Origin of the sequence: Pseudomonas sp. JL2, assembly GCF_031570495.1 — a bacterium.
GTDB lineage: Bacteria > Pseudomonadota > Gammaproteobacteria > Pseudomonadales > Pseudomonadaceae > Aquipseudomonas > Aquipseudomonas rhizophila.
Window position 1 is genome coordinate 23,011 of record NZ_JAKUDH010000013.1, and the last position, 25,823, is coordinate 48,833.

29 protein-coding genes, 1 tRNA gene and 2 pseudogenes are annotated in these 25,823 nt (G+C 57.9%); 19 read left to right on the forward strand and 13 right to left on the reverse strand.

Features of this window, described 5'->3' with window-relative positions; all coding sequences use genetic code 11:
• Window positions 1–16: 16 nt before the first annotated feature.
• From MKS85_RS17165 to MKS85_RS17180, 4 genes are all read left to right on the forward strand, one after another.
• A complete protein-coding gene (locus tag MKS85_RS17165) occupies window positions 17–634 on the forward strand; it encodes a TPM domain-containing protein (protein ID WP_188252086.1) in 618 nt (205 codons plus the stop codon).
• A 150-nt stretch (window positions 635–784) separates the two neighbouring features.
• Entirely contained in the window at window positions 785–2,002 is a 1,218-nt protein-coding gene (locus tag MKS85_RS17170) for an SAM-dependent methyltransferase (protein ID WP_160891792.1), read from the forward strand.
• Between the two features lie 231 nt (window positions 2,003–2,233).
• Window positions 2,234–2,815 carry a DJ-1/PfpI family protein gene (locus tag MKS85_RS17175; protein ID WP_047228012.1) on the forward strand — a complete coding sequence of 194 codons (582 nt, stop codon included), beginning with the start codon at window positions 2,234–2,236 and terminating at the stop codon, window positions 2,813–2,815.
• A gap of 68 nt (window positions 2,816–2,883) precedes the next feature.
• Window positions 2,884–3,228, forward strand: a complete 345-nt coding sequence (locus MKS85_RS17180) for a YegP family protein (protein ID WP_047228011.1) — start codon at window positions 2,884–2,886, stop codon at window positions 3,226–3,228.
• A gap of 96 nt (window positions 3,229–3,324) precedes the next feature.
• Here MKS85_RS17180 and MKS85_RS17185 read toward each other — a convergent pair whose 3' ends face one another.
• Complete coding sequence (locus tag MKS85_RS17185) at window positions 3,325–4,344, reverse strand: DUF4917 family protein (protein WP_047228010.1); 1,020 nt, start codon at window positions 4,342–4,344, stop codon at window positions 3,325–3,327.
• Between the two features lie 140 nt (window positions 4,345–4,484).
• Between MKS85_RS17185 and yiaY the strand changes: the two genes are divergently transcribed.
• On the forward strand, window positions 4,485–5,633 hold the full coding sequence (gene yiaY / locus MKS85_RS17190) for an L-threonine dehydrogenase (protein ID WP_047228009.1): 1,149 nt from the start codon (window positions 4,485–4,487) through the stop codon (window positions 5,631–5,633).
• Here the strand turns inward: yiaY and MKS85_RS17195 are convergent.
• Both MKS85_RS17195 and MKS85_RS17200 read right to left on the reverse strand, forming a co-directional pair.
• On the reverse strand, window positions 5,630–6,793 hold the full coding sequence (locus MKS85_RS17195) for an MFS transporter (protein ID WP_076386001.1): 1,164 nt from the start codon (window positions 6,791–6,793) through the stop codon (window positions 5,630–5,632). The genes yiaY and MKS85_RS17195 overlap by 4 nt on opposite strands.
• Window positions 6,794–6,805: 12 nt before the next feature.
• A complete protein-coding gene (locus tag MKS85_RS17200) occupies window positions 6,806–8,041 on the reverse strand; it encodes an aminotransferase class I/II-fold pyridoxal phosphate-dependent enzyme (RefSeq protein ID WP_188252087.1) in 1,236 nt (411 codons plus the stop codon).
• 267 nt (window positions 8,042–8,308) lie between these two features.
• Between MKS85_RS17200 and MKS85_RS17205 the strand changes: the two genes are divergently transcribed.
• From MKS85_RS17205 to MKS85_RS17225, 5 genes and pseudogenes are all read left to right on the forward strand, one after another.
• Window positions 8,309–8,725, forward strand: a complete 417-nt coding sequence (locus MKS85_RS17205) for a fosfomycin resistance glutathione transferase (RefSeq protein WP_310663037.1) — start codon at window positions 8,309–8,311, stop codon at window positions 8,723–8,725.
• 13 nt (window positions 8,726–8,738) lie between these two features.
• A pseudogene (locus MKS85_RS17210) lies at window positions 8,739–8,858 on the forward strand (LysE family translocator); the annotation flags it as partial.
• An 85-nt stretch (window positions 8,859–8,943) separates the two neighbouring features.
• Window positions 8,944–10,293 (forward strand): diguanylate cyclase domain-containing protein, encoded by a 1,350-nt coding sequence (locus MKS85_RS17215; RefSeq protein ID WP_047228038.1) that lies wholly within the window; start codon window positions 8,944–8,946, stop codon window positions 10,291–10,293.
• 289 nt (window positions 10,294–10,582) lie between these two features.
• The gene (locus tag MKS85_RS17220) at window positions 10,583–11,086 is read left to right on the forward strand and encodes a DUF4142 domain-containing protein (protein ID WP_047228005.1); all 504 of its coding nucleotides are present in this window, start codon (window positions 10,583–10,585) and stop codon (window positions 11,084–11,086) included.
• Window positions 11,087–11,162: 76 nt separating this feature from the next.
• Entirely contained in the window at window positions 11,163–12,071 is a 909-nt protein-coding gene (locus MKS85_RS17225; protein WP_173407280.1) for an SDR family oxidoreductase, read from the forward strand.
• A gap of 47 nt (window positions 12,072–12,118) precedes the next feature.
• On the opposite strand, the gene MKS85_RS17230 is transcribed toward MKS85_RS17225, so the two are convergent.
• Complete coding sequence (locus tag MKS85_RS17230; RefSeq protein ID WP_188252089.1) at window positions 12,119–12,532, reverse strand: low affinity iron permease family protein; 414 nt, start codon at window positions 12,530–12,532, stop codon at window positions 12,119–12,121.
• Window positions 12,533–12,698: 166 nt separating this feature from the next.
• Here MKS85_RS17230 and MKS85_RS17235 point away from each other — a divergent pair, with 166 nt between their 5' ends.
• Window positions 12,699–12,845 carry a hypothetical protein gene (locus tag MKS85_RS17235; protein WP_171061408.1) on the forward strand — a complete coding sequence of 49 codons (147 nt, stop codon included), beginning with the start codon at window positions 12,699–12,701 and terminating at the stop codon, window positions 12,843–12,845.
• A 136-nt stretch (window positions 12,846–12,981) separates the two neighbouring features.
• Here the strand turns inward: MKS85_RS17235 and MKS85_RS17240 are convergent, their stop codons facing one another.
• Window positions 12,982–13,392 carry a type II toxin-antitoxin system HicB family antitoxin gene (locus tag MKS85_RS17240; RefSeq protein ID WP_047228002.1) on the reverse strand — a complete coding sequence of 137 codons (411 nt, stop codon included), beginning with the start codon at window positions 13,390–13,392 and terminating at the stop codon, window positions 12,982–12,984.
• Between the two features lie 183 nt (window positions 13,393–13,575).
• Complete coding sequence (locus tag MKS85_RS17245; RefSeq protein ID WP_310663038.1) at window positions 13,576–14,205, reverse strand: LysE family translocator; 630 nt, start codon at window positions 14,203–14,205, stop codon at window positions 13,576–13,578.
• A gap of 145 nt (window positions 14,206–14,350) precedes the next feature.
• Here MKS85_RS17245 and MKS85_RS17250 point away from each other — a divergent pair, with 145 nt between their 5' ends.
• The 6 genes from MKS85_RS17250 to MKS85_RS17275 all read left to right on the forward strand — a co-directional run bounded on the left by MKS85_RS17250 (window position 14,351) and on the right by MKS85_RS17275 (window position 19,140).
• Complete coding sequence (locus tag MKS85_RS17250) at window positions 14,351–14,827, forward strand: Lrp/AsnC family transcriptional regulator (protein WP_188252090.1); 477 nt, start codon at window positions 14,351–14,353, stop codon at window positions 14,825–14,827.
• A gap of 51 nt (window positions 14,828–14,878) precedes the next feature.
• Entirely contained in the window at window positions 14,879–15,538 is a 660-nt protein-coding gene (locus MKS85_RS17255) for a glutathione S-transferase family protein (protein WP_188252091.1), read from the forward strand.
• Between the two features lie 37 nt (window positions 15,539–15,575).
• Window positions 15,576–16,106, forward strand: a complete 531-nt coding sequence (locus MKS85_RS17260) for a GNAT family N-acetyltransferase (protein ID WP_188252092.1) — start codon at window positions 15,576–15,578, stop codon at window positions 16,104–16,106.
• Between the two features lie 194 nt (window positions 16,107–16,300).
• Window positions 16,301–16,486 carry a hypothetical protein gene (locus MKS85_RS17265; RefSeq protein WP_173407276.1) on the forward strand — a complete coding sequence of 62 codons (186 nt, stop codon included), beginning with the start codon at window positions 16,301–16,303 and terminating at the stop codon, window positions 16,484–16,486.
• A 232-nt stretch (window positions 16,487–16,718) separates the two neighbouring features.
• Complete coding sequence (locus MKS85_RS17270) at window positions 16,719–17,252, forward strand: hypothetical protein (protein WP_188252093.1); 534 nt, start codon at window positions 16,719–16,721, stop codon at window positions 17,250–17,252.
• 676 nt (window positions 17,253–17,928) lie between these two features.
• Window positions 17,929–19,140, forward strand: coding sequence for a hypothetical protein (locus tag MKS85_RS17275; protein WP_047228000.1), 1,212 nt, complete (start codon window positions 17,929–17,931; stop codon window positions 19,138–19,140).
• A 112-nt stretch (window positions 19,141–19,252) separates the two neighbouring features.
• Here MKS85_RS17275 and MKS85_RS17280 read toward each other — a convergent pair whose 3' ends face one another.
• Entirely contained in the window at window positions 19,253–20,245 is a 993-nt protein-coding gene (locus MKS85_RS17280; protein ID WP_188252094.1) for a TerC family protein, read from the reverse strand.
• Between the two features lie 179 nt (window positions 20,246–20,424).
• Here MKS85_RS17280 and MKS85_RS17285 point away from each other — a divergent pair, with 179 nt between their 5' ends.
• Complete coding sequence (locus MKS85_RS17285; RefSeq protein ID WP_223194538.1) at window positions 20,425–20,847, forward strand: hypothetical protein; 423 nt, start codon at window positions 20,425–20,427, stop codon at window positions 20,845–20,847.
• A 508-nt stretch (window positions 20,848–21,355) separates the two neighbouring features.
• Window positions 21,356–21,802, forward strand: a complete 447-nt coding sequence (locus MKS85_RS17290) for an NUDIX hydrolase (RefSeq protein ID WP_139050928.1) — start codon at window positions 21,356–21,358, stop codon at window positions 21,800–21,802.
• A 46-nt stretch (window positions 21,803–21,848) separates the two neighbouring features.
• On the opposite strand, the gene MKS85_RS17295 is transcribed toward MKS85_RS17290, so the two are convergent.
• From MKS85_RS17295 to MKS85_RS17320, 6 genes and pseudogenes are all read right to left on the reverse strand, one after another.
• Entirely contained in the window at window positions 21,849–22,211 is a 363-nt protein-coding gene (locus MKS85_RS17295) for a DUF6124 family protein (protein ID WP_139050927.1), read from the reverse strand.
• A 534-nt stretch (window positions 22,212–22,745) separates the two neighbouring features.
• Window positions 22,746–22,819: transfer RNA gene (locus MKS85_RS17300), tRNA-Gly, on the reverse strand.
• Window positions 22,820–22,981: 162 nt separating this feature from the next.
• Window positions 22,982–23,866: an alpha/beta fold hydrolase gene (locus tag MKS85_RS17305; RefSeq protein WP_188252095.1), complete on the reverse strand. Its 885-nt coding sequence runs from the start codon at window positions 23,864–23,866 to the stop codon at window positions 22,982–22,984.
• 309 nt (window positions 23,867–24,175) lie between these two features.
• Window positions 24,176–24,868 (reverse strand): pseudouridine synthase, encoded by a 693-nt coding sequence (locus tag MKS85_RS17310; protein WP_139050925.1) that lies wholly within the window; start codon window positions 24,866–24,868, stop codon window positions 24,176–24,178.
• Window positions 24,869–24,904: 36 nt separating this feature from the next.
• The gene (locus MKS85_RS17315) at window positions 24,905–25,123 is read right to left on the reverse strand and encodes a cysteine-rich CWC family protein (RefSeq protein ID WP_047227993.1); all 219 of its coding nucleotides are present in this window, start codon (window positions 25,121–25,123) and stop codon (window positions 24,905–24,907) included.
• Window positions 25,116–25,721 (reverse strand): annotated as a pseudogene (locus MKS85_RS17320) (GGDEF domain-containing protein); the annotation flags it as partial. The gene MKS85_RS17315 and the pseudogene MKS85_RS17320, both read right to left, overlap by 8 nt.
• Window positions 25,722–25,823: the final 102 nt, after the last annotated feature.

Genomic DNA, 25,823 nt, shown 5'->3' on the forward strand with positions numbered 1-25,823 from the left:
GCAGGCACTTTTAACCATGGCATTACTGACTGAACACGAACAACGCAAGGTCGCCGAGGCCATCGCCCGGGTGGAGCGCGATACCGATGCCGAGCTGGTCACCGTGCTTGCTGCCCGCGCCGACGACTACGCCTACATCCCGCTGCTGTGGGCCAGCCTGCTGGCCTTGGTGGTGCCCGGCATGGTGCATTACCTCACGGGCTGGCTGAACATGCACAGTCTGCTGCTGGTGCAGTGGGTCCTGTTTATCGTGCTGTGCCTGGTGTTTCGCATTCCTGCAATCACCACTCACCTGATCCCCCGTTCCGTGCGCCACTGGCGCGCCTCCAATCTGGCGCGCCGGCAGTTTCTCGAGCAGAACCTGCACCACACCGTTGGCGGCACAGGAATGTTGATTTTCGTTTGCGAGGCCGAGCGGTATGTGGAAATCCTGGTGGACGAAGGCATCTCCAAGCGTCTCGACAACTCGCGCTGGGAGGCCATTGTCGCCACCTTCACCCATCAGGTCCGCCAAGGACAGACGTTGCAGGGCTTCGTCACCTGCATCGAGGCCTGCGGCGAATTGCTCAAGGAGCATGTGCCCGTGACTCACGCGCGCAATGAGCTGCCGAATCGGTTGGTGGTGCTGGGCTGAAAAAATTTCTGCCAGCACAATCCTGTGGGAGCAAAGCCTTGCTCCCACAGGGGCTACTGCTCGCCACACGAACTTTTCCGTGCCCTCACTGCCCATCCCCCCTAAAATAACCGCCATTCCCGATCCGCCCGCCCCGAGGCCGCTTTTTCCATGTCTGTCACCGCTACCCCCGCCCGTCCTGCGCCGGATCACCACGCCCAGTTCATCGAGCTGCTGCAAAGCAGCCTTGAGCAGAACGCCTTCATCAAACTGGTGCTGGCCAAGTACGTCGGTGACGAAGCGGACTTGCAACGGCTGATCATCAAGCAGTTGACGGTCAAGGATCAGCCCTGCCTGTCCTTCGTTTACCGCTACAAAACCCGCGACATCACCAAGAATTTCCCGCTGGCCGAAGGCGTGGCGACCATCGCTGCGTTGTTGCCGGTGTCGTTCAAGAACGCGCACCTGCTGGCTGTCACCGACGAAGCGCAGCTGGAATACAGCAAAAAGGGCAAAAGCTCGCTGTTCAAGAGCAAGCCCCAGCAACTGCGAGAAGTGCCATCGGCCGAGCACAATCGCGAGAAAAACCGCTTCCTCGACCTGAACCGCCCGTTCCTGGCGGATTTGGGCGTGACCAACCATAAGCACGAGCTGATCCCGGCGATGTCGCGCAAGTGGAAGCAGATCAACAAGTTCATCGAAGTCTTCAGCCATGCGCTGACATCTTCGCCGCTGGCCCTGGATCAGCCGGTGCGGGTGTCGGACTTTGGCTCGGGCAAGGGTTATCTGACGTTCGCCATCCATGACTACCTGCGCAACACCTTGCAGGCTGAAGGGATCGTGACCGGCGTCGAACTGCGAGAGGACATGGTCAAGCTGTGCAACGAAGCTGCCGCGCGGCTGGAGCACCCGGGCCTGAGCTTCCAGCACGGCGATGTGCGCAGCGTGGCGCCGGCCGCGGTGGATGTGATGATTGCCTTGCATGCCTGTGATATCGCCACCGATTACGCGATCCACATGGGCATTCGCTCGGGCGCTTCGATCATCATGTGCTCGCCGTGCTGCCACAAGCAGATCCGCTTGCAAATCCAGAGTCCGGCGTTGCTCAAGCCGATGCTGCAATATGGCCTGCACCTGGGCCAGCAGGCAGAAATGGTCACTGACAGTCTGCGGGCGCTGTTTCTGGAGGCATGCGGCTACGAAACCAAGGTGTTCGAGTTCATTTCCCTGGACCACACCAACAAGAACAAGATGATCCTGGCGGTCAAACGCGCCGAACCGGTGGACCCGGCAGAGCTGCTGGCGAAGATCCAGGAACTCAAGGCGTTCTACCACATCACCGAGCACTGCCTCGAAACCCTGCTGCGCGCTGACGGTTACCTCGCCTGAGTGACTGACACATTACCCTGTGGGAGCGAGCCTGCTCGCGATTGAACGATGACGCGGTGTACCTGAAAAACCGCGTCGCCTGAATCGCGAGCAGGCTCGCTCCCACACGTTGCATTCAGCATCCAGCGATGTGCAGCCCGTCAGGTAATCGCCGCTTATCCCTCATCTACCGACGTACCGGTCTACCTTTAATGCGTTCACCCCCTACGCATTTTTCAAGGAGTCCACCCCATGGCCGCAAAGAAAATCCTCATGCTGGTCGGCGATTACGTCGAAGACTATGAAGTCATGGTGCCATTCCAGGCCTTGCAGATGATCGGCCACACCGTTCATGCCGTGTGCCCGGACAAAAGCGCCGGGCAGACCGTGCGCACGGCGATCCACGACTTCGAGGGCGACCAGACCTACAGCGAAAAACCGGGGCATCTGTTCGCACTGAATCATGATTTCGTCGGTGTCGAGGCCGCTGATTACGATGCGTTGCTGGTGCCGGGCGGACGTGCGCCGGAATATCTGCGCCTGAATGAGAAAGTCCTGCAACTGGTGCGCGAATTTGACCAGGCGGGCAAGCCGATTGCAGCGGTATGCCACGGTGCGCAATTGCTGGCAGCGGCGGGTATCCTGGAAGGGCGTGAATGCAGCGCCTATCCCGCCTGTGCCCCGGAGGTGCGTCTGGCGGGAGGGACCTTTATCGAGTGCGCGGTCACCGAAGGCCACGTTCAAGGCAATCTGGCGACCGCGCCCGCCTGGCCGGCACATCCGAACTGGCTGGCGGGGTTCCTGACGTTGCTGGGCACGGCCATCACCTTGTAAGGCACTGGCAGAACAAGCCCAGCGGGTCTTTACTCTTGGGGATGCCTCAACCGCCCAGGAGAAAGAACATGTCCGGATGGTACGAAGTCAGCAAAAGCAGCAACGGCCAGTTTAAGTTTGTGCTCAAGGCGGCGAACGCCGAAACGATTTTGACCAGCGAGCTGTACACGACCCGCAGCGGTGCCGACGGTGGCATCGCTTCGGTGCAGAAGAACAGCCCACTGGCTGAACGTTATGAACTCAAGAGCACCAAGGACGGCCATCCTTACTTCAACCTCAAGGCTGGCAATCACGAAGTGATCGGCAGCAGCGAAAGCTATTCCTCTGACGCCGCCCGGGACAAGGGCATTGCCAGCGTCATGGCCAACGGACCGACGACGGTGATCAAGGACAAGACGCTGGCGGCGCTTTGACAGGACGCCAAAAGCCGAGGGCCAATGTGGGAGCAAGCTTTGCTCCCACAGATAAATCCCCTCCCCACAAGTTACGGGGCCGTGCCTGCCCTGGCTCTAAACCTCCACCGGCACCGACAGTTTCGGGTTGCCCAGCGGATGCGTCTTGGCATCGAAGAACCGCAGTTCAACCGCCAACCCCTGGAACACCTTGGCGTAATGGCGCTTCTGGTGCTGAATGAACGCCTGGCTGCGGGGGTAGATCGAGATCGCCACAGTTTTCGGCGCGGCCTGGCGTAGGGCATGGACGATGTGACTGTCCTGTTCGCCCAAGGCATGGCCGAACAGGCACAGGTTGTCGCCGTGGTGCAGCAACTGGTCGTAGCAGAACGATAGGTAATCAGAGCTGCGGATGGTCTTGAGCTTGTCCTGGCTCGGGCCTTCATTGACGAACAGCGGCACGTCGTCAAGGGTCTTGATCGTATTGTTGATGGCGAAACTGCCCAACAGCGTGCCTTCGGTGGCGGTCAGCTTGCGTGCCGTGCCGTCCTGGTTGCGTACCAGATGCAGGCCACCGTGCAGGTACAGCAGACGTGGTTTGTCCGTGTCTGCCTGGCTCAGATCAAAGCTGTGATCGTTGCCCAGGAACAGGTCGGTGACGGTCTCGGGCGCATGCTGGATCGCCCAGTAGTTGAGCAGATCGTAGTTGGTGGTGAACACCGTGCGATAGCGGCCCAGCTCCTGATTAAGCGTCGCCAGGGTCGAGGGTTCGACCAGTCGCCACGGGATATGCACCGCGTGCACGGTGTTGATCAGTGCTTCCTTGATTGCGTAGTAGCGGTTACGCGGTGCAGCGGAACTGACGGCCAGGGCCTTGTTGACCCGGCTGGTGGTTTTCAGCGCGCCGAGTACCTGTTCGAAACTGCGTGTCTGCATCGCGTCGAACACACTCATTTCCGACGGGCTCAAGGGTTTTTCTTCGACTGTGCGAGCGTTTTCGAACAGCGAGTCGTAGCCGAAATCGTCCCAAACGGCGCGGCTGGCGCCGTTACCCAGCAGCAAGCCGCTGAAAGCGGTGCTGGCGCGCAAGGCATCCCAGTCTTCGAGCTGGGCGTCGTATTGCTGGAAGTCGGTCATTGCGAAAGTTATCTCAAAACGTGGTTAAGGCAGGGCGCGACTTTATCACGACCCAGTCTTGAGCCAGATCAAGATGCGCTGTGACCAGTCGGTCATTCTGGTAGCCCTGCCAATCCCGGCCTCTTCCAGGAGCATCTCCCATGAGCAGCACCTTTTTCATTCCCGCCGTGAACGTCATGGGGCTGGGTTGCCTCGACGAGGCCATGACCGCCATCCGTAACTACGGCTTTCGCAAGGCCCTGATCGTCACTGACACAGGGTTGGCCAAGGCCGGCGTCGCCAGCAAGGTGGCCGACCTGCTGGCGCAGCAGGACATCGATTCGGTGATTTTCGACGGTGCCAAGCCCAATCCCAGCATCGCCAATGTCGAGCGCGGGCTGGGGTTGCTGAAGGAGAGCCAATGCGATTTCGTGGTGTCGCTGGGTGGTGGCTCGCCCCACGATTGCGCCAAGGGCATCGCCTTGTGTGCCACCAACGGCGGGGAAATTCGTGACTACGAGGGCGTTGACCGCTCGAGTAAACCGCAGTTGCCGCTGATCGCCATCAACACCACGGCAGGGACTGCCAGCGAGATGACCCGTTTTTGCATCATCACCGACGAGACCCGCCACGTGAAAATGGCGATTGTCGACCGCAACGTGACGCCGCTCATGTCGGTCAACGATCCGGCGTTGATGGTGGCGATGCCCAAGGGGCTGACGGCTGCCACCGGCATGGATGCGTTAACCCATGCGATCGAAGCTTACGTATCCACTGCCGCCAATCCGATCACCGATGCCTGCGCGCTGAAAGCGGTCACGTTGATCAGCAACAATCTGCGTCAGGCCGTGCGCGACGGCAACGATCTGACGGCGCGGGAGAACATGGCCTACGCGCAGTTTCTCGCGGGGATGGCGTTCAATAATGCTTCGCTGGGTTTTGTGCATGCGATGGCCCATCAACTGGGCGGTTTTTATGACTTGCCCCACGGCGTGTGTAATGCCGTGCTGTTGCCCCATGTACAGAGTTTCAACGCCTCGGTATGTGCCGCTCGGCTGACCGACGTGGCCCATGCCATGGGCGCCGATACGCGCGGACTCAGCCCGGAGGAGGGCGCGCGGGTGGCCATTGAGGCGATCCGCAGCCTGGCCCGGGATGTGGATATTCCGGCCGGCCTGCGTGAGTTGGGCGTACGTCTCAACGACGTGCCGGTACTGGCCACCAACGCATTGAAAGATGCTTGTGGCCTGACCAACCCACGGGCAGGGGATCAACGGCAGATCGAGGAGATTTTCCGCAGCGCCTTTTAAGCGACCCGTGGCGGCATGAACCGCACGCACAGCATCGCTGCCACCGCCAGCAGCGTGCACAATGCCGCCAGCGGCCAGGCCTGTTGACTCAACAACAGGCTGGCCATGGCGCCGATCGCCGATGCCATCAGTTGATGCAGGAAACCGCTCAACGCCATGGCATAAGCACCGGCCACCGGTGAACCCTCGTTGGCCAGGGACAGGCTGATGGGGTAATTCAACGATTGGCCGAACACCGCGAAGCAGTACGGCAACCAGAACAGCAGCGCAACACTGCTCAGCGCGACGCTCCCCAGCAGCATGGTTGCGCTGCCACCCAGCACCAGCGCAATGCCCCAGCTCATCAGCCGTCGCTGACCGGTGCGCAGCACAAAGGCGTTTACCGCCAGCGCGCCGAACAGGTACGCCGCACTGATCGGCCAGCCCAGCAGGCCGTACTCAATCGCTGACCAATGAAAGCTTTCCTGCAGGATCAGTGGCGCGGCGGTGTTGAACGCGACGATCACGCCGTAACCCAGGCCACCAGCCAATGCCGGCAGTAAAAAACCTCGGTATCGGAGAATTCTGCCGTAGACGCGCCACGCTGATTGCCCGTGGCTGCTTTCTGTCAGCACTGGGAAACCGACCCGGGACACTGCCACCGCCATGGCCAGGCTGACCGCACCCAAACCGTAGAAGATCGCTTCCCAGCCGAAGGCAACCTGGATCAAGGAGCCCAGATACTGGCCAATGCCAAGGGCAATCACGAAGGCTATCGAGATCCATGACAGGGCCTTGGCCAGCAGATCGCCGCTGAAACTGTCACGGATCAATACCCTGGCCATCACCGAGATACCGCTGGCGCCGATGCCCTGAATCAACCTGAGCGTCAGGAACGCCTCGACTGTCGTACCCAGCGGTAAGGCCAGGTTGCTCAGGCCGTACAACCCCAATGCCGCCAGCAACACCGGTTTGCGTCCCAGACGCTGGCTCACGCTGCCCCACAGCAACATTGGCAGCGCCATGCCGATCAGGTAAACCGACAAGCCCCAGGAAACCCTGGACGCATCGGCCCCCAGATCCCGGGCAATGTCGGGCAGGGCCGGCAAGTAGATGCTCATGCCCAGTTGTGCCAGGAAGACAGTGGTGCAGGTGATGATCAGGGTCGTACGGTTCTTCATCAAGGCGCTCGTTCAAGGACGGATGTCACGCCCGTGTGCCAGCAGCAGATTGGTGATCCGTTCGCAGAACGAGCGAATCACGTTCGTCTCCATGTCGGCGCGCAGGGTGATGCGGATTGCGGCCTTGTTTTGCGGCACTACGGGGAAAAAGACCGCTGAAGTGAAATACCCCAGGTCGGCCAGTTCGACCGCCAGGCTGTTGGCCAGGGTTGCTTCACCGCATGTCACCAGGCGGATCGCCATGGCATTGCCGAGCTGTTCGGTGCGGATGAGGCTGTCGAAGAGGCGGATATTAGCCTGCAAACGCTCCTGCAAGGCGCTGAATTCTCGACTGCGGTGCAGGCGGATCGAGGCAATGCCGGCGCCAATGGCCGCCGCGTTCAGGCTCTGGGACCAATTGCTCGGCCCGCCGTAGCGCTGCACCAGTGTTTTTTGCCGTTCACTGCCAAACATCGCCAGGCCGCCACTGGCCCCGAATGATTTGGCCAGCGAGGCGACAATCAGCGTGCGCTCGTCCACGGCGTGCAAGCGTGACCGGACCAGGCCCGCTCCGCATTGCCCTACGGCGGACAGCGCGTGGGAGTCATCCAGATAGAGAAACAGGCCATAGCGCTGTTTGAGGTACAACAGGCTGTCCATATCCGTCACCCCGCCCATGCTGTAGGCCCCATCGGCCACATACGCCACGTTGCGCTGTCGTTTGCACACGTCCTCGAGAAAGTCCATGTCGTTGTGGGGCCCGGTGATGACTTGGGTTTCATCGGCGCAGGCAGCCTTGACGTGGTTCATCGAGTAATGGGCATGTTTGTCAAACACCATGACCGGCGGCCGATTGTCGGTGAGCACGCCGCTGGCCAGCAACGGCAGGATCCCGGCGCTCGCTGCGCTGCATGACAGGGCGCTGAGACAACTGGCGCCAAACAACTCCGACAATTGGGTTTCGTATCGGTCCAGGATCGCCAGTTTGCAGCGGTTTTTCGAGTTAGCGACGCGCAAGGTCCCGGTTTCCCACAGGGCCGTCATGGCCCCGTCCAGCAACGCCGGATGGTGATCCAGGCCCAGATAGGACGTGGTACAGAAGTGGTGAAAGGTTCGGCCGTACTGGTCGACCAGGACATTGGGTGTCTTGACCTCGACATTCAGCCCTGAGATTTTTCCGACTTCGGCGCTCTGCCAGTCCTGGTCCGCCAGGGAAATGACCTTGCGGTAGTTGGTGTAGCGATGGGTTGGCTGTGCAGTCTGGTTCATGGTGCGCTTACATTCCTTGGTTGAGTGGTGCTGTCCGTGGGTGGTTTCGATATCTGTGTGTTTCCAGACTTTACAGATCGTTATGCAGGGCTTTGAATCGGCCGTTTCCGGCGTGTTTGAGCGTTACCGGAGACTTCTGTGTAGGATCTTGCCTAAGGGGCTGGGCGGGGAATCCGTTTGCGCTGTCGGAGCTGGGCAAAGCGATGCTTTCACCCTTGAGCCTGCTGCACTTGACCCATCCGTTTCTTTTCCAAAGGTTGCTTGTCGATGCTCTCAGGCTTCAATCATCTGACACTTGCCGTCACCGAGCTGGACCCCAGTGTGGTTTTTTATAGCGAGCTATTGCAGCTTCGCCTTGAGGCCAGGTGGGACAAAGGGGCCTATTTGTCGCTGCCCGGACTATGGCTGTGCCTGTCTGTTGACCCGTTGCGCAAAAAGGAGGCTGCGGCGGACTACACCCATTACGCATTCAGTATCCGTGCCGAGGACTTCCCGGTGCTGGTGGCGCGGCTCAATGCGGCCCAGGTGGTGACGTGGCGCGACAACCGCAGCGAAGGGGACTCGTTTTACTTTCTCGACCCGGACGGGCACAAACTCGAAATCCATGTGGGAGATCTGACGTCCCGCCTGCAGGCCTGTCGACAGGCGCCTTACGCCGCCATGGAGTTTTTTACGGCTCCCTGAATCTTCGCCCCGCCTGTGCAGCCGTGCCGAGCTGCTGCATGGGTCGATATTGCCATTGCTGATAACAATCAGTTTTTTGGGCGGCCCGTTGGCCTACGCTATCCTCATGGGTATTGTTGGCGCGAATCGGTTGTTGGCCAGCAAGGCGCAGGGCTGACGTGCCGGCTGCGCAGGCAAGGCTTTTTTCAACGATGCATTATCGGAAGACCACCAGCCCCATGGACACTCGCAATCGTGCGCCGCTGGCCAGTTACATGGATCTTTTGCTGGACGCCGTGTGTGCCGTCGACGGCCAGGGGCGTTTCGTGTTTGTCAGCGCCGCTTGTGAACGCATTTTCGGTTACACCCCGCAGGAGTTGATCGGCCAGCCGATGATCGACCTGGTGCATCCTGCCGACCGCCAGCGGACTCTTGATGCGGCGCGGGAGATCATGGACGGCGAACCCAAGCTCAATTTCGAGAACCGCTACCTGCACAAGGACGGTCGGGTGGTGCATATCCTGTGGTCGGCGCGCTGGTCGCCGGCGGACCAGTTGCGGATCGCCGTGGCCCGGGATATCACCGAGCGCAAGCAGGCCGAGTCTCGGCAGGCGGCGTTGTATGCGATCTCCGAGGCCGCCCATGCGGCTGCGGACCTGCTGGCGTTGTTCAAGCGCATCCACCTGATCATTGGCGAGTGGCTGCCGGCGCTGAATTTTTCGGTGGCGCTGTATGACGAGCAGTGCGAGCAGTTGAACTTTGCCTATCACGTCGATGATCTGGAACGACAGCCCGATGGGCCGGGCTCAGTCACCAAGCGCCTGTGCGCCGAAGTGATTCGCAGCGGCCAACCAATCCTGCTGACGCCCGGTTGCAGTCAGTTGCCATCGGGGTTCTGCGACCTTGTGGCGCAACCGAACGCTCCCTGCTGGCTGGGTGTACCGCTGATCTCGCAAAACGGCACGATCGGTGCGTTGATCGTCAAGAGCACGCAAGACAACCAGCGCTACACCGAGCAGGACAAGGAGTTGCTGCAATACGTCTGTGCGCAGCTCACCATCGCCATCGAGCGCCAGCAATTGCACGCCCGGTTGCAGCGCATGGCTCAGTACGATCAGTTGACCCAGGTGCCAAACCGCGAACTGCTGCGCGAACGCTTCAAGGCCGCACTGGCCACCGCCCGGACGGCGTCTGGGCGCATGGCGCTGCTGTATATCGACCTGGATCGCTTCAAGCAGATCAACGATACCTACGGCCACGCGGTGGGCGACATGTTGTTGCAGGCAGTGGCCAGCCGGCTCCAGGGTTGTGTGCGCGACACCGACACCGTGGCGCGCATTGGCGGCGATGAGTTCGTTGTGCTGCTCCATAGTGTCCAGGCCTTGGAAGATGCCCACCATGTGCAGGAAAAGATCCGTCATGCACTGACCCAGCCGCTGCGCCTGGACGGGCATTGCCTGAGCATCGAGCCGAGCATCGGGGTGGCCTGTTTCCCCGAGCATGGCCTGGAAGATGTCGCACTGTTCCGCCACGCCGATGAGGCGATGTACGCCGCTAAACGCCAGAATCACAAGGCGTTCGATATTTGACTACGGGCCACCGTTCGTCGTGGCGCCCAACGATTTTTCAAACCTTTCAGTTCGCGACCCTTTCGAATATCAGGTGGGGCCCGCTCGCCGGAAACATTGCCCTGGATCGAACGAAGGCGTCTGGATCGGGTCGCACATGTGGGAGAACCACCCACTTCATCGTCGTCCAGAGGCACCCGTTGAAGCCGGTATCGGCCGTATTCGGGACAGACGTTTGTCCACATCGTTACAGGTGGTTCTGATTCAGCGGCGAGAAATCTGCCGCAACTTTTTAGAGGAGGGCGTGACCATGAGCCGGATGGCCACCTTTTTACGCAGCACCAGTCTCGTCGTGCTGATGGGCCTGGGGGTTAACAGTGCCTGGGCACAATCGCCTGCCGAGTTTATCAACGATGCTTCGGCCAAAGGCATGGCCGACATCGAGGCCAGCCGCATGGCCCACGGCAAGGCCGAGTCCAGGGAAGTCAAGGATTACACCATCATGGTGATCAACGACCGCACCACCGCCAACCAGCATCTGGCCAAGATTGCGAAGAAACTCGACCTGCCTGTCGCGCCACGGGAAGAAGTGGCAGACAAGGCCAAGACGCTGATGCCGCAAGTGCCGGAAGGCGAGTCGTTCGAGGCTGCCTATGCCGCCAGCCAGGTCAAGGCTACCGAGGAAGCCATTGCGCAGATCCAGGAACAGGCCAAGACCACGGAAGTGCCGGAAATCAAGGCGTTCGCCGACGAAACCCTGCCTAAGTTGCAGACCCACCTCGAAATGGCCCGGGCGCTCCAGGCCAGTCGCTGATTCGCCGCACGTTTAACATTCAGGGCCAGGGCGCTTGCGCCCCGGCTCACCTTGCCCGCCGAAAAGGAGAAGCTCGATGTCCACACGCCGAGAACCCAACCAATACGCGATGCAGAACCCGTTGACCCAGTATCCCCGTCCCCCTTTCCCCGACCAGCCGCAGTCGCCACCGGGTATCGATCAGGACATGGTGCCCAAGCCCGATCACGGTGAAAAAAGTTACCAGGGTTTCGGGCGCCTGGAAGGGCGCAAGGCTTTGGTGACCGGTGGCGACTCGGGCATCGGTCGCGCCGCCGCCATTGCCTACGCTCGGGAAGGCGCTGATGTTGCGATCAACTATCTGCCAAGCGAAGAGCGTGACGCGCGGCAAGTCATCGAGCTGATCGAGGCCGAGGGTCGCAAGGCGATTGCAATCCCGGGCGATCTGAAGGATGAGCAATTTTGCGTCCAACTGGTGAAAAGCGCCCATGAGCAACTGGGTGGCCTGGATATCCTGGTGAATGTCGCGGGTAAACAGGAAGCACAGAAAGACATTGCCGATATCACCACCGCGCAATTCGATGACACCATGAAAACCAACATCTATGCGATGTTCTGGATCTGCAAGGCCGCAGTACCGCTGATGCCGGCGGGGGCGACGGTTATCAACACCGCGTCGATCCAATCCTACGATCCGTCCGCCACCCTGTTGGACTACGCTACCACCAAAGCGGCCATCGTCGCATTCACCAAGGCGCTGGCGGGGCAAGTGATCAGCAAGGGGATACGGGTCAATGCCGTGGCACCGGGGCCGATCTGGACCGTGCTGCAACCCAGCGGCGGACAACCCCAGGAGAAAATCCCCACCTTTGGTTCTCAAGTTCCGATGAAGCGCCCAGGCCAACCGGCCGAGTGTGCACCGCTCTATGTGCTGCTGGCGTCACAGGAGTCGAGCTACATCACCGGGGAAGTGTTTGGCGTGACGGGCGGTAATCCGCTGCCCTGACTTCACGCTTGGCCGCGCGAGTGGCGAAGGCTGCTCGCGCGCCAGTCTCAGCACTGATTCAGATCGATCTTGTTTTTTGGCTCCAGGCCTTGCTCGGCACCGAGGTTCTTGGCCTCCTTCTCACCCATGGCTTGGTAGTGTCTTCTCATCGCTTCCAACTGCTTGAGGTCCAGCGACTCCAGCCCGAGCATTGCATCGTGTGCATTTTTGTTCGCCCTGATCAATTCGTCGACCTTCAGATGCAAGATGTCGGTATCGCGGTTCTGTGTGTTCTGAATCAGGAACACCATCAGGAATGTGATGATCGTGGTCGAGGTGTTGATGATCAGTTGCCAGGTATCGTTGAACTGGAAAAACGGCCCGCTGGCGGCCCAGAGCACCAGCAACACCAGCGCCCCCAAAAACGTCTTGGGACTGCCTGCCCACAGGGCCAGTTTTTGTGCGATTTTTGCGAAGTTCATTGCTGCGTTTCCTTCTGGGACTTACCTGTCTGGTGTGACAGCAATGAAGCGATGAAAATTCTACTTACATTTGCCGCGCAGCCTGAAGTTCATTGAGCTGCAAGGTCATCGCAACCATTCACCGTATTCAGAGGTCACTGCTTAAAGCCCTCAATCGGAGTACACCATGAATCTCACGCGCACCTTTTTCCTCACCTGTTGCCTGTTCGCCCTGCAGGGCTGCTTCGACAACTCGGACAACGAGACCAAGGACAACACCGATGGCACCAAGTCGTCGGTGCAGATGCAGGAGTCCGGTTCGGAGAAAAAATAACCGGCTTTTTGCAAAAAAACTGTGGGAGCGAGCCTGCTCGCGATGGGCAGATCAGCAGGATTGTTCCTGGCTGACATGGCGCCATCGCGAGCAGGCTCGCTCCCACAAGGGGTTAGGGGCTGGGGCAGGTTGGTTTTCAACGTCCTTGCTGCAACACCTTCAGCGCCGCCGAGGCCAGAAACCCGGAACGGCTTTTTTCTTCAGGATGGTGCAGCACGTACTCGTCAATACGGTTCAGCAGATAACCAGGCAAGGTGATGTTGAGCTTCTGCGCCTTGCCCAGATATTTGGTCACATCAATATCCACCAGCGCCCAGGTGCAACCTGCGTATTTCGCATTGGCCGCATGTAAGGTGACTGTATTGGCCGATGGAATCGGCGAGCCGTCCTCAGCCAGAATCTCGAAGTGCCCTTCAATCGCCTCGCGGGCCATCGCCATGGCATCGTCCAGGTCATCGCCAGCAGAAAAACAACCCGGAATATCCGGTACTTCAACACCCCAGGCGTGCTTCTCATCGCCCATGGAAATTGCAATCGGGTAAAGCATGTCAATCGTTCTCCGGGAGGGCAGGGCAACTGGCAAATCGGCTATTCACATCACCTCTGTGAGGTGTGCTTGGTGGTTACTATACCCACTTGATTTTTATGATCAACACTATAACCACCAAAAGTCGGTCGGATTTTCGACTCCGATTGCTTCGCTCTTCTCCAATCAGCCTGTCCAAAAGCACTACAACTGCTGCACAAAGCCCAGTCGCACCGCAAACCCAATCAAAAGACTCCCAAATAGCCACTGCTGCAGGCGCTGGGCCGAAGGAGAACGCTGGAGCCAGCGACCGAGCGCCACGCCCACCAGCGCATAGGCGCTATCAAACAACAAGCCGACGCTGACCAACACCACGCCGAGGGTTGCAAATTGCCCAAGCACTGGCCCGCCCTGTGGGTCGATGAACTGTGGCAAAAGCACCGAGCAAAACAGCAGCGCCTTGGGATTGAGCAGGTTGGTCAACAACCCGCGCCGAATCGCCGGGTGCCACTGCCGTCTTCCTGCCTCAACGCCGGCCCCTTCAAAGCTTGGCAACAGCGAAGTCCGCAGGCATTGAAAACCAATCCATAACAAATAAGCGGCACCGGCCAGGCGCACCACGTCAAAGGTCCAGGGCGCGGTCTTGAACAACGCCGAAAGCCCCAACGCTGCCAGCGCGACATGACACCCCCGAGCGATCCCCAGGCCTACCGCAGTCGCCAGCGCCGCGCCCTTACCCTGACGGGCGCCGGTTTGCAGAAGCAGGATCATGTCCGGCCCAGGCAACAGATACACCACCACTAACGCCATCAAAAACAACCAGAGCTCTGCCACACCACACCCCCTGCATCGACGAATTCGGTAATGCCAGTCTATGGCTGAGGGGCAGGGCAGGTGGTTGCGAAGTCAGCTTCTAAAGCTTATGGAATTGGCATAACCTGCCAAGTAATCGTGAAGTTCAATCGGAAACTACCAATCCATGAAACTGGACGCCTTCGATCGCAAAATCCTCGCCGCGCTGCAACGCGACGGCCGCTTGAGCAACGTGCAGTTGGCGGAGGAAATCGGCCTGTCCGCGTCGCCATGCCTGCGCCGCGTGCGGATGCTGGAAGAAGCCGGCGTCATTCGCGGTTACCAAGCCATCCTCGACCGTGATGAAGTAGGACTTGGGTTGACGATCTTTGTCGGCGTCAAGGTTGAACGGCACAACGACGAACAGGCCGAAGCATTTCGCCAAGCGGTCACGGCGTTGCCGGAGGTGATTTCAGCATTTCTGGTCTCAGGCGAATCGGACTTTCTGTTGCAAGTGGTGGTGCCGGACTTGCGCGCCTACGACCGTTTTCTCACTGGGCGGCTACTGAAGTTGCCGGGGGTGAGTGACATCCGGAGTAATTTTGCGATTCATACGGTGAAGACTCCCGGGGCGCTGCCGTTGGGGCATTTGCCGGGGGGCTGAATAGTTACGGCGGCTAATCTGCGCCTCGATAAGGATATCCAAGGAATGCATATGTACCGGCTTTACTATTCTCCCGGCGCCTGTTCGTTGGCGGCCCATATAATCTTGGAAGAGTTGGGGCTGCCCTTCGAATTGGAATTACGTTCTGCACTCAAAGGCAGCGGGACCCAGACGCCCGAATATTTATCGATCAACCCGAAGGGGCGAGTGCCTGCCTTGCAATCAAGTTCGGCGGATATCGGCGGCGTCGGTGATGTCCTGACCGAGCTGCCCGCCATTCTGTTTTTTCTCGCAGCCCGGCATCCGGAAGGCCACCTCCTTCCTTGCGAGCCTGGCGCGCAGGCACGTTGTATCGAATGGTTGAATTGGCTGTCGGGCACCGTGCATACATTGGCATACGGACAGATCTGGAGGCCCCAGCGAGTCCTCGACGATCCCTCGTGCTTTCCCAATGTGATTGCAATGGGCATAAAGAATGTCGAGCGGGACTATGCCTTTATCGAACATCAGTTGAGGGCATTGCCCGATCCTAAAAGCTTCACGATCGTGCATCCCGTGCTTCTGGTGTTCTGGCTTTGGGGAAAATGGATCGGCCTGGATATGAGCAAGAACTATCCGATGTGGGCACATACCATGAGCCTTGTAATTGAGCGGCCGGCTGTTCGACGTGCGTTGGCCACTGAAGGCATTGATCTGGGCTTGTTTACTTGATTTCCCGTCCATAGTCGCCAAGGAAAGGAGTGTGAAAATGCTACAAGTTCGTCCAGCCAAACAAGGTGACGCGCAGGTTGCTTTTGATATCCGCGTTCAAGCAATACGGCACCAGTGCATTGCTGCTTACACGAACGATCAAGTGATGGCTTGGACTTCTGTGCCATTTACGGACGGGTACAGGGCGTGGGTGGAAAAGGACTATCACCTGGCGTTGGTGGATGGGGTTCCCGTTGGAACAGGTCTGATAGATTTCCAAAGCGGTGAACTGGGCGCAGTCTTTGTGCTGCCGCAGTTCATGGGGCAGGGCATCGGTAAACGTATGGTCAGTTATCTCGAGCATCTGGCCCGAGAGGGGGGACTTGCTGAGATCCATCTTGAAGCGACTCTAAACGCTGCTGCTTTCTATCGCCGTTGTGGCTTCACCGCAGGTGCCCAAAGTGTTTACAACTCTCCCTCTGGGCTGCAATTGGCTTGCATACCCATGCGTAAACAACTAATCGATCCAGGTGCTTATGATCTTGCGGGTGTCAACTCGATTGAAGCGGACACTCAGGCTGGCGGTTAGCAAATGTGCTGCACGATTGGCAATGAGTGATGGACGTCCGACAGATTTTGCTGGCTTCTCAGAAAGCGACGCTGAGGCGGTGGCTCAAACCCTGGAAGGATGATCAATGCTTCAGAACGAGCGCGATAATTTAGAGCTCGATCGAAATGGTTCACAGACTCAGCACGGCCTGCGGCCTCGGAGGAAAATGATACATGCCTACGCATCGTAGTTATCAAGCAAGCATCGAGCAATTGCATCAAGAGGTAGAGGCGTTAGCTGAAGAGATGAGACGCCCTGCCCCGACCACAATGCGAGTTACGTTGTTGCCGTTCAGCATCGGTGCAGTGTTCGCTCTGACCTTGTTTGCCGTCGTCGCTTTTGTCGCAAAGCATGTTTGATTCTCTATCGCTCAGACACCCCCCCGAGGGAGCGGGATAAGCGGGAAACCGTGAAAGGGGCGAGCCGATATTGATATTCACAAAAAGCCCCGGTGCGAAAGCATCGGGGCTTTTTGCTGCCTATCGGATGGGGTTTGCTGTGCCCCCTACGCAACTCTCGGAGTTTGCCTACAAACCTCCCCAGAACTATTCGATATTTTACTTTGACTCGCTGGCCGGAACGGAGACCTCAGTGACCGTCTATTTTCCACCGCTGACCATCGGTGGTCAGGTTTACGATTTTGCTCATCTTGAGCCGTTTACATTCACAGTACAGAGTGATTTGGCGGGACGTGATTTGGGTGTGCACGTCACCTTTTCGAGCCACTGTTTCAGTCAGGGGTATGACGAGGCCACGCATCCGGTCGGACAGCAGATTGTTCTCGACCAGGCCGGGCGGCAGCGTACGTTCTGTGCAACCCGTTATCGTCTGTCGCTGATGTTACCGGCCGTGATCCAAGCGCTAAACCATCCCCAGGCCAAGGTGCGCGAGACGGCGGCGCTGCGCAATTGGGCGTACTCAATGACGATCGTAGACCCGAACGGACCTTATCACGTGTTTTTTGAGATACGCCGGGCTGCCAAGGATAAGCCTCAGGACCTGAACCTTGTCGTTGAAAGCGCTTATCATCAAACCGACAAACCGCCTCGATTACTGGGCAGGATGGGCTTTATATTGCTGTGCGGTAAGATCCACATGCGGCAGCCGACATCGACCAAGCGTTAGAGACAGAAACGAAAAAAGACGCCGCAGGCGTCTTTTTTCGTATTCGGTAAAGCAGATCCAGACACCACTTACGAACCGCCTTGCGCGGTTACGACTTTCGTCGCTGGGAAGCGCTCAATCTCATCTGGTCAGTCGCTTCGATGGGGATGAATCTAGAGAGAATTGCCACGTGCGTCAACCCATTTTCTGCTTGTTAGCGGAGGGCTGACGCGAGTGGGGCATTGCATCTCACCTTCACCATCTGGACTGGTGAGCCTTGACTCTGATTATCATCCATCACTGTACCTTTTGGCGTAGTGACTCACGGCCTTTAAGGGCCGAGCGGATAGCCTTCAGTCTGGTGCTATGGTACTGAAGGTTCTGATTGAGCACGGTGATGGTTTTTCGACTGACCGGAACCTTGTAAACAATGAGATCCAGCACCCTGCGCATGTTGGCGATGTGCGGCCGGCCCATTTCGCGTCATGCCGCTTGCGCAGGCGGCTTCTTGCAGGCATCCGCGTATTCCCGCTGAATGCCCCTGAGCGCCCGTTACACCGGTTTTGAATTCAGACTCACACTCCAGACACAGTGTTCTATGCTGCTATCAAGCCCCGCGTAGTGATAGTGACCGTAAACGACCGTTCACTGCGGCTCTGTATCCGGCCTTTACCCTTGCCAACGGACGGCGCCTGATATGAACCAGCTGACAAGTTATACCGACACCAACGACCAGTTGAATCAACGCATCTTGAACAACCTGGAAGCGGGGCGGCCTGGCGGTCTGAAAGTAGATCTCTATCTGGGCGACCAACCTACGCTGGATCTGACCACGAATAACCTGACGCTTTTATCGAGCCAGCAATACCCTTACACAGCCCTTGGAACGATAGGCATTCGAAAGTTGCTGGATCCACCCGAGAGTAGCCTGATCAGCCAGATTGTGAACCGTCACACCGTCCTTCCGAGCAATTCCAGCGCCGACCAACTCGTTCTACTCGACATGCAGGGCCAACTTGAAATCTCACAGGCACTGAGGCGGGATGCGCGTCATACCCAAGGTAGCGCCCATAGTCATCCGCTGTTCGACTCAACTAATCAGCATGTGCAGTGGATTCGGACGCATCGTGCGCAGATGTTGCTGGCATTCGAGGATATACGGCAGCAAGGGATCGTGCGTCGGCAGGCAAAAGAAGCGTGGGATCACTACGACGCCGTTTCCAGGCTCGACGCCACGACCAGGGAAGCGGTGAACACCTGGCTTCGGGGGGAGGATCACAGCCTCGGCTGGGACCGGTTCAAAAGAAACGATGTCAAATCTGGAAATCGCTTGAGCACCCACTACACGAACCTTCGTGGAGATCTGAAGACCCCGCAGTCTATAACGTCGGCCCGCGGGGAATATGCAGCAAGCAAACTCCTGATCACCGCGTATGGCACGGACTACCAGATGAAAATGGGGAAGTCCGCAAACGGGATGCGCCCCAATGGAATAGACCAGATTTGGGTCAAACGGGACATGCGCACAGGCAACGTAATTGAGTACCTGATTGTTGAAGCGAAAGGAAGCGTCAACGCGACACTGGGTCATCCCAGCACCGGCCAGCAAATGTCACCCAAATGGTTGTTCTGGTGCCTTATCAATATGGCAAGCAAAAACGCATCGTACATAGGGCCTGAAACGAAGACGGATTTACCTGTAAAAATCCTCAACGCATTAATCAACCCAGGGGGGATTCCCGTTCGAGGCATTGTCTTTCACTCGCTCCACGGATCGGCAAATGAAAGCAAGGTCGTGCAGATGAACGATATCGGACTCTACCAATTCGCGTCTGCATTCGAGAACGCATCGAAGGGGGGCGGACTATTCACCAACGCGCCTACACAACAGTACATCGCGTTTAAGTGACGAGGGGCGGCTCACTTTCGGCTGCCCCTCACCCATTCAACGACATCGGCCTATGGCCCCCGATGGCAGTTGCAAATATTGTTTTCGTGTAGCGGCCGCCGCCTGTTTGGATCTAAACCTGCGAGCGAGCAGAGGCCTGGTCGCGGGTTTTCCAAAGCGATAGCAGCACACCGCCCAGCAGCAAAGCCAGGGTCACGCTCAGGGAAATCACCGGCGCAATCTTGCCGATGATGCCGACCAGGAAGATCTTGCCGCCGATAAACACCAGCACAAGCGCCAGGGCGTACTTGAGATAGGCGAAGCGGTGAATCATCGCCGCCAGAGCGAAATACAACGCACGCAGGCCAAGGATGGCGAAGATGTTAGAGGTGTAGACGATGAAGGGATCCTGGGTGATGGCAAAGATCGCCGGCACGCTGTCCACAGCGAACACCAAGTCGGCACATTCAATCAGCACCAGGGCCAGGAACAACGGCGTCACCCAGAGCACGGACTTCCCACTGGCATCCGCCTGACGGACGAAGAAGCGCCCTTCATGCAAGCGATCGGTCACCCGCATGTGCTTGTGCAGGAACTTCACCAGCAGGTTTTCACTAAGGTCCGGATGGTCATCGATCTTGCTGAACAGCATCTTGGCCCCGGTCAACAGCAGGAAGATGCCGAACACATAGAGAATCCAGCTGAACTCGGCGATCAGCGCCGCACCTAGGCCAATCATGATCGCGCGCAGCACTATCACACCGAGAATGCCCCAGAACAGCACCTCGTGCTGATACTTACGCGGGATTGAGAGAAAGCTGAAGATCATCGCCATAAGAAATACGTTGTCCATCGACAACGATTTCTCGATCAGAAAGCCTGTGTAGAAATCCATCCCGGCATCACCGCCCTTGACCTGCCAGACCCAGAGCCCAAACAGCAAGCTGGCCGTGATATAGCCAGCAGACAGCAGCAGGCTTTCACGAACGCCGATTTCTCGATGCTCACGGTGTAGCACCCCGAGGTCGAAGACCAACAGGCTGATAACGATGCTGATAAAAACGAGCCACAACCAAGTAGCGGTGCCGAGAAACTCGGCAAAAAAGAACGGTTCTAGGGCAGTCATAAGCCCCTCCTCTCAGTGTCGAAGTTGTACAAACTGCAACTCCGACATGGCAGCGATTCGCTGTCAGAGGGGCCCGGCGTTGTGGGAAAAAATTTAGAAAAGCGCGTGGGATTTCTCAATCAGGCAAGAGTTGCAAGGTATTTCAGTGTGGGAGGGCGTCGCTGAAGTCGGACTGTCGATTGACGGAAATTGAAGAAACCCTGCGTCCAGTTGCTGGCCTAGCGTGGATATCTTTGCCAGCCTATTGTGCGCACCATGTACCCACAAAAAAATGGAGCCCAATGATGGGGGCAGAACGCTATCGTGTTCGCTTAATGTTCGAATGGGGCGGCGGTTGCCTTTGGTGTGGAAACAATATTGCCCGGGATAAATTTTCTGTAGGGCCTATTGAAGAGAGGCTACCACTCAGTAACGAAGTCCAGGCAATGCTTAACGAGCTTTCACAGTGGCATGACACCTCGCTGAACTGGGATTACCCACCAGATCCCGGCCCTTGGAGTGAAGACGATTACGCAAAATTTGACGAGGCCGCCGCTAAATTACTGAAATTCATCCAACAGGAATTGGGTGAAGAATTCGAGGTGATGTACGAAAAACTTTAGCTTGTCGGTGTGAGCCTTCGACCTGATTCTGATAAAGAAAGGATGCAGCTATAGATCGGTAGCCCACCTTTGCAACAGGCCGCAAATGGCCGATTACGGCCTTTCGCGCCGGACAGCCATCGTCGGACAAACTATATAGCAGAGGGTAATCGGCAAACCGTCCGCCCGTCATACTACCGCTCACCAGCCTATCGACGCTTTGAGGTGCCTGCTGTGCGCAACCTGCGGCGGGTGGCGCGTTGCTGGCGGGGCTGGTGGTGGGTGTTGTGACTCTGATCAGCCACTGGCTTTGTCGGCCAGTTCGAGCCAGCGATTGATTTCGCGCTCACACACGGGGACAAGTGAAATTGGCGAGCTGCTTGCGCATAATTGGCAGCCAAGCTCCGCTTAGAATGTCTGTTCGCACATTGAGTATTGTGGGTCGCGATCTGACCGCTACTGGATTTCTGCCTCAAGTTGAGGGAATCCAGTGCCGTCAGCTCATCAAGTCAAAAAGGGAATTTTACTCATGTCAGAACCACGCATTCGTGCCCTCGCGCTCTGTATCTTTCATCATCACGGAAAAATACTGGTTAACCAATTCTATGACTCCGTTGAACAGCGAACCCTCTTTCGCCCTATTGGCGGCGGCATTGAGTTCGGCGAACGAGGTATCGATGCCATCGTCCGTGAAGTGCAGGAAGAACTGGCTCTTTCGATCAGTGATGTTCGATTGATTGGCACTTTGGAAAGCATTTTCACCTACGCAGGCAAGCCAGGACACGAAATAGTCCAGGTCTACGATGCAAGGTTTGATGATGTAGACGTCTATGAGCGATCTTGGTTAGACGGTCATGAAAGCAATGGTGCTTCGTTCAAAGCCACGTGGTGCCTGGGTTCCAGCTTCACCGCTACGTCTGCGCTAGTCCCTGAAGGACTTTTCGAATTGCTCAAACAGGCTTCGTTGTTGGACTGAATGACTGTTGGGGGGGCGCAAGTGCCCCCACAACAACCCCTGGCGATTAGCCAGGCTTGTGGTTATCCAGTACTCGATTGACCGCTAACTCACCCAACATGATGACCCGTTGCAACACCAGCATCGTTTGGCGTTGTGGGCCGTCCGTCAAGTCGGTGAGGTCGCTGACCATCACGCTGGCGGATGCCAAGGATTCGCACGCCTCAACGAGCAACGTTTCGTCATCCACCGCTGCGTCGATGGTGAAGATCGTGCTGGGCTTGCGGGGCCGTATCTGCGTTTTCGGCGCCCCCGGGTTCAGGTAGTGCTTGAGTGCGCGGTCTGCCGCCTCTTTCAACTTTTCAGGGTCGAGAGAGTCGCCGTAGAGTACCGAATCGATATCCGGGGGGTTGGGGGTAACCTTGAACATATGTCTAATTCCAGAGTTGGGGCCGCAACCGTTCTCGACTAAAAGAGGGTGGCGGCTGTACGCAGGTTAGTCGACCGGTGGAATTAGCAAACCCGGCGCGCCCAAGGGCGCCCTGCGCACAACCACCATCAAGTGCAGGAATAGAATGACCTGACTGAATGGTACTCATGCACTTTACTAAAACCGACCGAGCGACTAAACCCGACCACTGATGGGCAGTGGCAGGTAAACGATAGGGGCCGGGGGGAAAGCGCACAAGCCGGCGGATTCTGACGCACGCGTAAGTAAGGACGCAAGGTCTCGTAGCCTCTAGGGCGTAACGTGGAATGTATTTAAACGTGTCTTCGCCGGATGTGTTTACGAAAATTAAACAGGTCGAGTTTTCTTCGCTCTTATCCTGGGTCGGTATTACTGCAAGCACTGTGCTTTAAGGGCGGAGCCCAACAAACTGCGGACGAAAAAAAACCGGCCACCAAGAGCCGGTTTTTTTCGTATCCCCCGCCAAAACCACACGGCGTGAGACCAGAATTCGATTGGAGCGGGTGAAGGGAATCGAACCCTCGTTATCAGCTTGGGAAGCTGGAGTAATGCCATTATACGACACCCGCTCAGAGCGGCTGACTTTGTACCAGATGTGGGCGCGGATTTGAAGTTTTTCTTTACGGGCGCAGCGGTGATGCGTCTACGCAAACCTCAAACCAGAGCGGTCGTTCGCGGGCAAGCCCCGTGTCTGTTGGGGCAGGGCGGGGCTTGCTCGCGAGGACTCGGTTTCACATAGCCAGGGCATGGTAGTCCTGCACGTAGTTGTAGCGCGGTCGGCTTTCTTGATGGGGCTGCTTGAGGAAACCCAGCAGGGCATCACGGCTGTCGCGGCAGGCGGCTTTGTGTTCCATGTCCAGGAAATGCCCCGTGGCTTGCAGCGTGCTGAAGGTGCTGTGCTGCACGTGGTCGGCGAAAACCTTGGCATCGCTGGCTGAGGTGTATTCGTCCCATTCGCCGTTCAGGAACAGCACCGGCACGTTGATTTTTTTCGCCGCGTTGACGTAGCACAACCGGTCGCTGTGGAGCACGTCGTTGATGTGGAAATGCATCTGCCCATATTCGTGCTCGGCCAGGCTGCTGACGTGGCGATAGTTGAAGCGCTTGAACAGCGGCGGCAAGTGTTTGCCGATGGTGCTGTTGACCAGGTGTCCCACGCGGTCGCCGTCCAGGCTGCCCAGGTAATCCAAGCCGCGTTCCAGGTAGTCGCGCATCGGTGCATTGAGCACTGGGGAGAACGAGCTGATCACCGCTTTTTCGATGCGCCGTGGACGCTGGGCCAAGGCGGTGAGGGTGGCGGCGCCGCCCCAGGAAAAAGACAGCACATGCTCTGCGGCAAAGTGATCGATCAACTCCAGGAGGATCTGGCCTTCGATCTCTTTGGTCAGCATTTTTTCATGGCGGTTGTGGGGCTTGGACTTGCCCGCATAGGGTTGGTCGTACAGCACGACGTTGAATTGCGGGTAGAGGTTTTTGGCGGTCTGTGCAAACGACGCGGTGGTGGCCATCGAGCCGTTGACCAGGATGATGGTCTTTTGCGCGGCGTCTGCGCGATAGAACTCCGTGTAAACCCGATACTGACCCTGTATATCCAGCACAGCGATTTCTGGCCTCATGTCATAAGACTCCTGGCAAGCGGGTATGCGCGCAATGAGATTGCACGAGCAATGTGACAGGTAGGCATACGCCTGAAAGATAAGGCCCATGTCGATCCACGAAAGCCGGTCGACGGGTATTGTTATGGCGGGCAGTTTGCCGGAGTTAAGAAGGAACCCGAGGAGGCTCCGGCCGGCAAAAAGTTTCTTGGAAGTATGTGGTGACTCATCGGTCACATTTCGGCCGACGGTTTGATTCAAGCAGTGGACCGGCCGTCGCGCAAGTGTTGTTTGACAATTGTCCGACACTTCTGCCGAGCGGTCATACGATCAGATCAGCTGGATCTCTTCAGGGCTCAGGGCACGGTATTGGCCCGGCTCAAGTTCGGCGTCCAGCAGCAGCGGTCCCATGCGTTCACGGTGCAGGCGCAACACCTTGTTGTCGAAGTGGCCGAACATGCGTTTGACCTGGTGATAGCGGCCTTCAACGATGCTCAGTCGCGCCGATCTTGGCCCCAGCAGTAGCAGTTCCGCAGGCTGGGTGGTGAGGTTTTCGAAAGCGAAGTACAGCCCGCGTGCGAAGGTGACGGCGTATTCGGCGGTGATGAGTTGCTCGGTCTCGACGTAATAGACCTTGGGCAGTTTGGTCTGCGGTTGGGTCAGGCGCCGTGACCAACTGCCGTCATTGGTGATCAGCATCAGCCCGGTGGTGTTGAAGTCCAGCCGCCCGGCGATGTGCAGGTCGTCCTTGTCTGGCTCATCCAGCAGGTCCAGCACGGTGGGGTGTTGCGGGTCGCGGGTGGCGCTGACGCAACCGGGCGGTTTGTGCAGCATGAAATATCGGGGTGGGCGACCGGCTTGCAGCACCTGTTCATCGACTTCGACCCGGCTGAATTCGCGCACCTGTGCATGAGGGTCGCTGATGATCTGCCCGTCGATCCGCACTCGGCGTTCCACCAACAATAACCGGACTTGTTGGCGATTGAAACGCGGCAGATTACTGAGGAAGCGGTCAAGGCGCATGGGGCAGGTCAGGCAAGAGAGCGAAGGGCGGGCATCTTACGCGATCGGCTGCGGCTTGGCCCGCAACTGGGTTTCGACCTGGGCGCAACGTGGGCACAGGCAGGACTGATCGCGCAGCTCGGCCGGCAATGCTTCAAGCACGGCCGGGTCGATGCTCACGCCGTAACACCAGCAGGCGCGGTCGGCGGTTCGTGGGTCGGCCAGGGTGCAGTCATTGCTGGCGCCACAGGCCGGGCACAAGTCGGGTTTATTCATAGCTGGAATGAGGCATCTGTACACAGGTTCGGTTGTTCCCGGTTTGCCGGGCGCGTTGCAGCGCATGATCGGTCCGCGACAGTAGGCTGTGCAAGGTGTCTTCACCCTGCAAGGTGGTGAGGCCGATGCTGACGGTGACCCGCAGCTCTTTGCCACTGCAGAAATAACGTTGTTGTTCGATCCGTTGACGAATTTTCTCAGCGATCTTCAGACCGTTCTGCCCGTCGGTGTCCTTGAGCAGCACAATAAACGTCTCGCCACTCCAGCGACACACGATGTCCGAATGCCGCAGGCTGTCGGTCAAGTCGCGAGCGAACCCGGTCAACAACTGGTCGCTGGCGATGTGACCATGGGTGGAGTCCAGTCGCTTGAACTCGTCCAGTTCCAGCAGCAGCGCCGCCAGGGGTTGGGGTTCACGTTGGGCTTCGTGCAGGGCTTGTACCGCCAACAGGTCGAAGCCTCGGCGGTTGGGAAGTTCAGTCAGGCTGTCGAGGGTCGCCTGGGCGTCGATGCGGCGTTGGTAGCTGCTGATCAATTGATAAAGGATTGCCAACACCGCCAGCGTCACGAGCAGGCCGATCAGCAGGTTCAGGTACAGCATCCTGAGCGTGTGGTCCCGTACCGAAGTGTTGGCAGCGTGGTAGCCCAACAATGAAATGATCAGAAAGCCTGCACCTAGCAGCCCCGCCACGAGCAGGAG

Coding starts and splice junctions, on each gene's coding strand:
- MKS85_RS17200 (WP_188252087.1), bottom strand. CDS start 8,041: ATGAACCAGACTGCACAGCCAACCCATCGCTACACCAACTACCGCAAG.
- MKS85_RS17315 (WP_047227993.1), bottom strand. CDS start 25,123: ATGAATAAACCCGACTTGTGCCCGGCCTGTGGCGCCAGCAATGACTGC.
- MKS85_RS17275 (WP_047228000.1), top strand. CDS start 17,929: ATGAACCAGCTGACAAGTTATACCGACACCAACGACCAGTTGAATCAA.
- yiaY (WP_047228009.1), top strand. CDS start 4,485: ATGAGCAGCACCTTTTTCATTCCCGCCGTGAACGTCATGGGGCTGGGT.
- MKS85_RS17165 (WP_188252086.1), top strand. CDS start 17: ATGGCATTACTGACTGAACACGAACAACGCAAGGTCGCCGAGGCCATC.
- MKS85_RS17250 (WP_188252090.1), top strand. CDS start 14,351: ATGAAACTGGACGCCTTCGATCGCAAAATCCTCGCCGCGCTGCAACGC.
- MKS85_RS17220 (WP_047228005.1), top strand. CDS start 10,583: ATGAGCCGGATGGCCACCTTTTTACGCAGCACCAGTCTCGTCGTGCTG.
- MKS85_RS17295 (WP_139050927.1), bottom strand. CDS start 22,211: ATGTTCAAGGTTACCCCCAACCCCCCGGATATCGATTCGGTACTCTAC.
- MKS85_RS17260 (WP_188252092.1), top strand. CDS start 15,576: ATGCTACAAGTTCGTCCAGCCAAACAAGGTGACGCGCAGGTTGCTTTT.
- MKS85_RS17195 (WP_076386001.1), bottom strand. CDS start 6,793: ATGAAGAACCGTACGACCCTGATCATCACCTGCACCACTGTCTTCCTG.
- MKS85_RS17265 (WP_173407276.1), top strand. CDS start 16,301: ATGCCTACGCATCGTAGTTATCAAGCAAGCATCGAGCAATTGCATCAA.
- MKS85_RS17205 (WP_310663037.1), top strand. CDS start 8,309: ATGCTCTCAGGCTTCAATCATCTGACACTTGCCGTCACCGAGCTGGAC.
- MKS85_RS17185 (WP_047228010.1), bottom strand. CDS start 4,344: ATGACCGACTTCCAGCAATACGACGCCCAGCTCGAAGACTGGGATGCC.
- MKS85_RS17175 (WP_047228012.1), top strand. CDS start 2,234: ATGGCCGCAAAGAAAATCCTCATGCTGGTCGGCGATTACGTCGAAGAC.
- MKS85_RS17180 (WP_047228011.1), top strand. CDS start 2,884: ATGTCCGGATGGTACGAAGTCAGCAAAAGCAGCAACGGCCAGTTTAAG.
- MKS85_RS17240 (WP_047228002.1), bottom strand. CDS start 13,392: ATGCTTTACCCGATTGCAATTTCCATGGGCGATGAGAAGCACGCCTGG.
- MKS85_RS17255 (WP_188252091.1), top strand. CDS start 14,879: ATGTACCGGCTTTACTATTCTCCCGGCGCCTGTTCGTTGGCGGCCCAT.
- MKS85_RS17280 (WP_188252094.1), bottom strand. CDS start 20,245: ATGACTGCCCTAGAACCGTTCTTTTTTGCCGAGTTTCTCGGCACCGCT.
- MKS85_RS17290 (WP_139050928.1), top strand. CDS start 21,356: ATGTCAGAACCACGCATTCGTGCCCTCGCGCTCTGTATCTTTCATCAT.
- MKS85_RS17230 (WP_188252089.1), bottom strand. CDS start 12,532: ATGAACTTCGCAAAAATCGCACAAAAACTGGCCCTGTGGGCAGGCAGT.
- MKS85_RS17225 (WP_173407280.1), top strand. CDS start 11,163: ATGTCCACACGCCGAGAACCCAACCAATACGCGATGCAGAACCCGTTG.
- MKS85_RS17310 (WP_139050925.1), bottom strand. CDS start 24,868: ATGCGCCTTGACCGCTTCCTCAGTAATCTGCCGCGTTTCAATCGCCAA.
- MKS85_RS17215 (WP_047228038.1), top strand. CDS start 8,944: ATGGACACTCGCAATCGTGCGCCGCTGGCCAGTTACATGGATCTTTTG.
- MKS85_RS17305 (WP_188252095.1), bottom strand. CDS start 23,866: ATGAGGCCAGAAATCGCTGTGCTGGATATACAGGGTCAGTATCGGGTT.
- MKS85_RS17235 (WP_171061408.1), top strand. CDS start 12,699: ATGAATCTCACGCGCACCTTTTTCCTCACCTGTTGCCTGTTCGCCCTG.
- MKS85_RS17170 (WP_160891792.1), top strand. CDS start 785: ATGTCTGTCACCGCTACCCCCGCCCGTCCTGCGCCGGATCACCACGCC.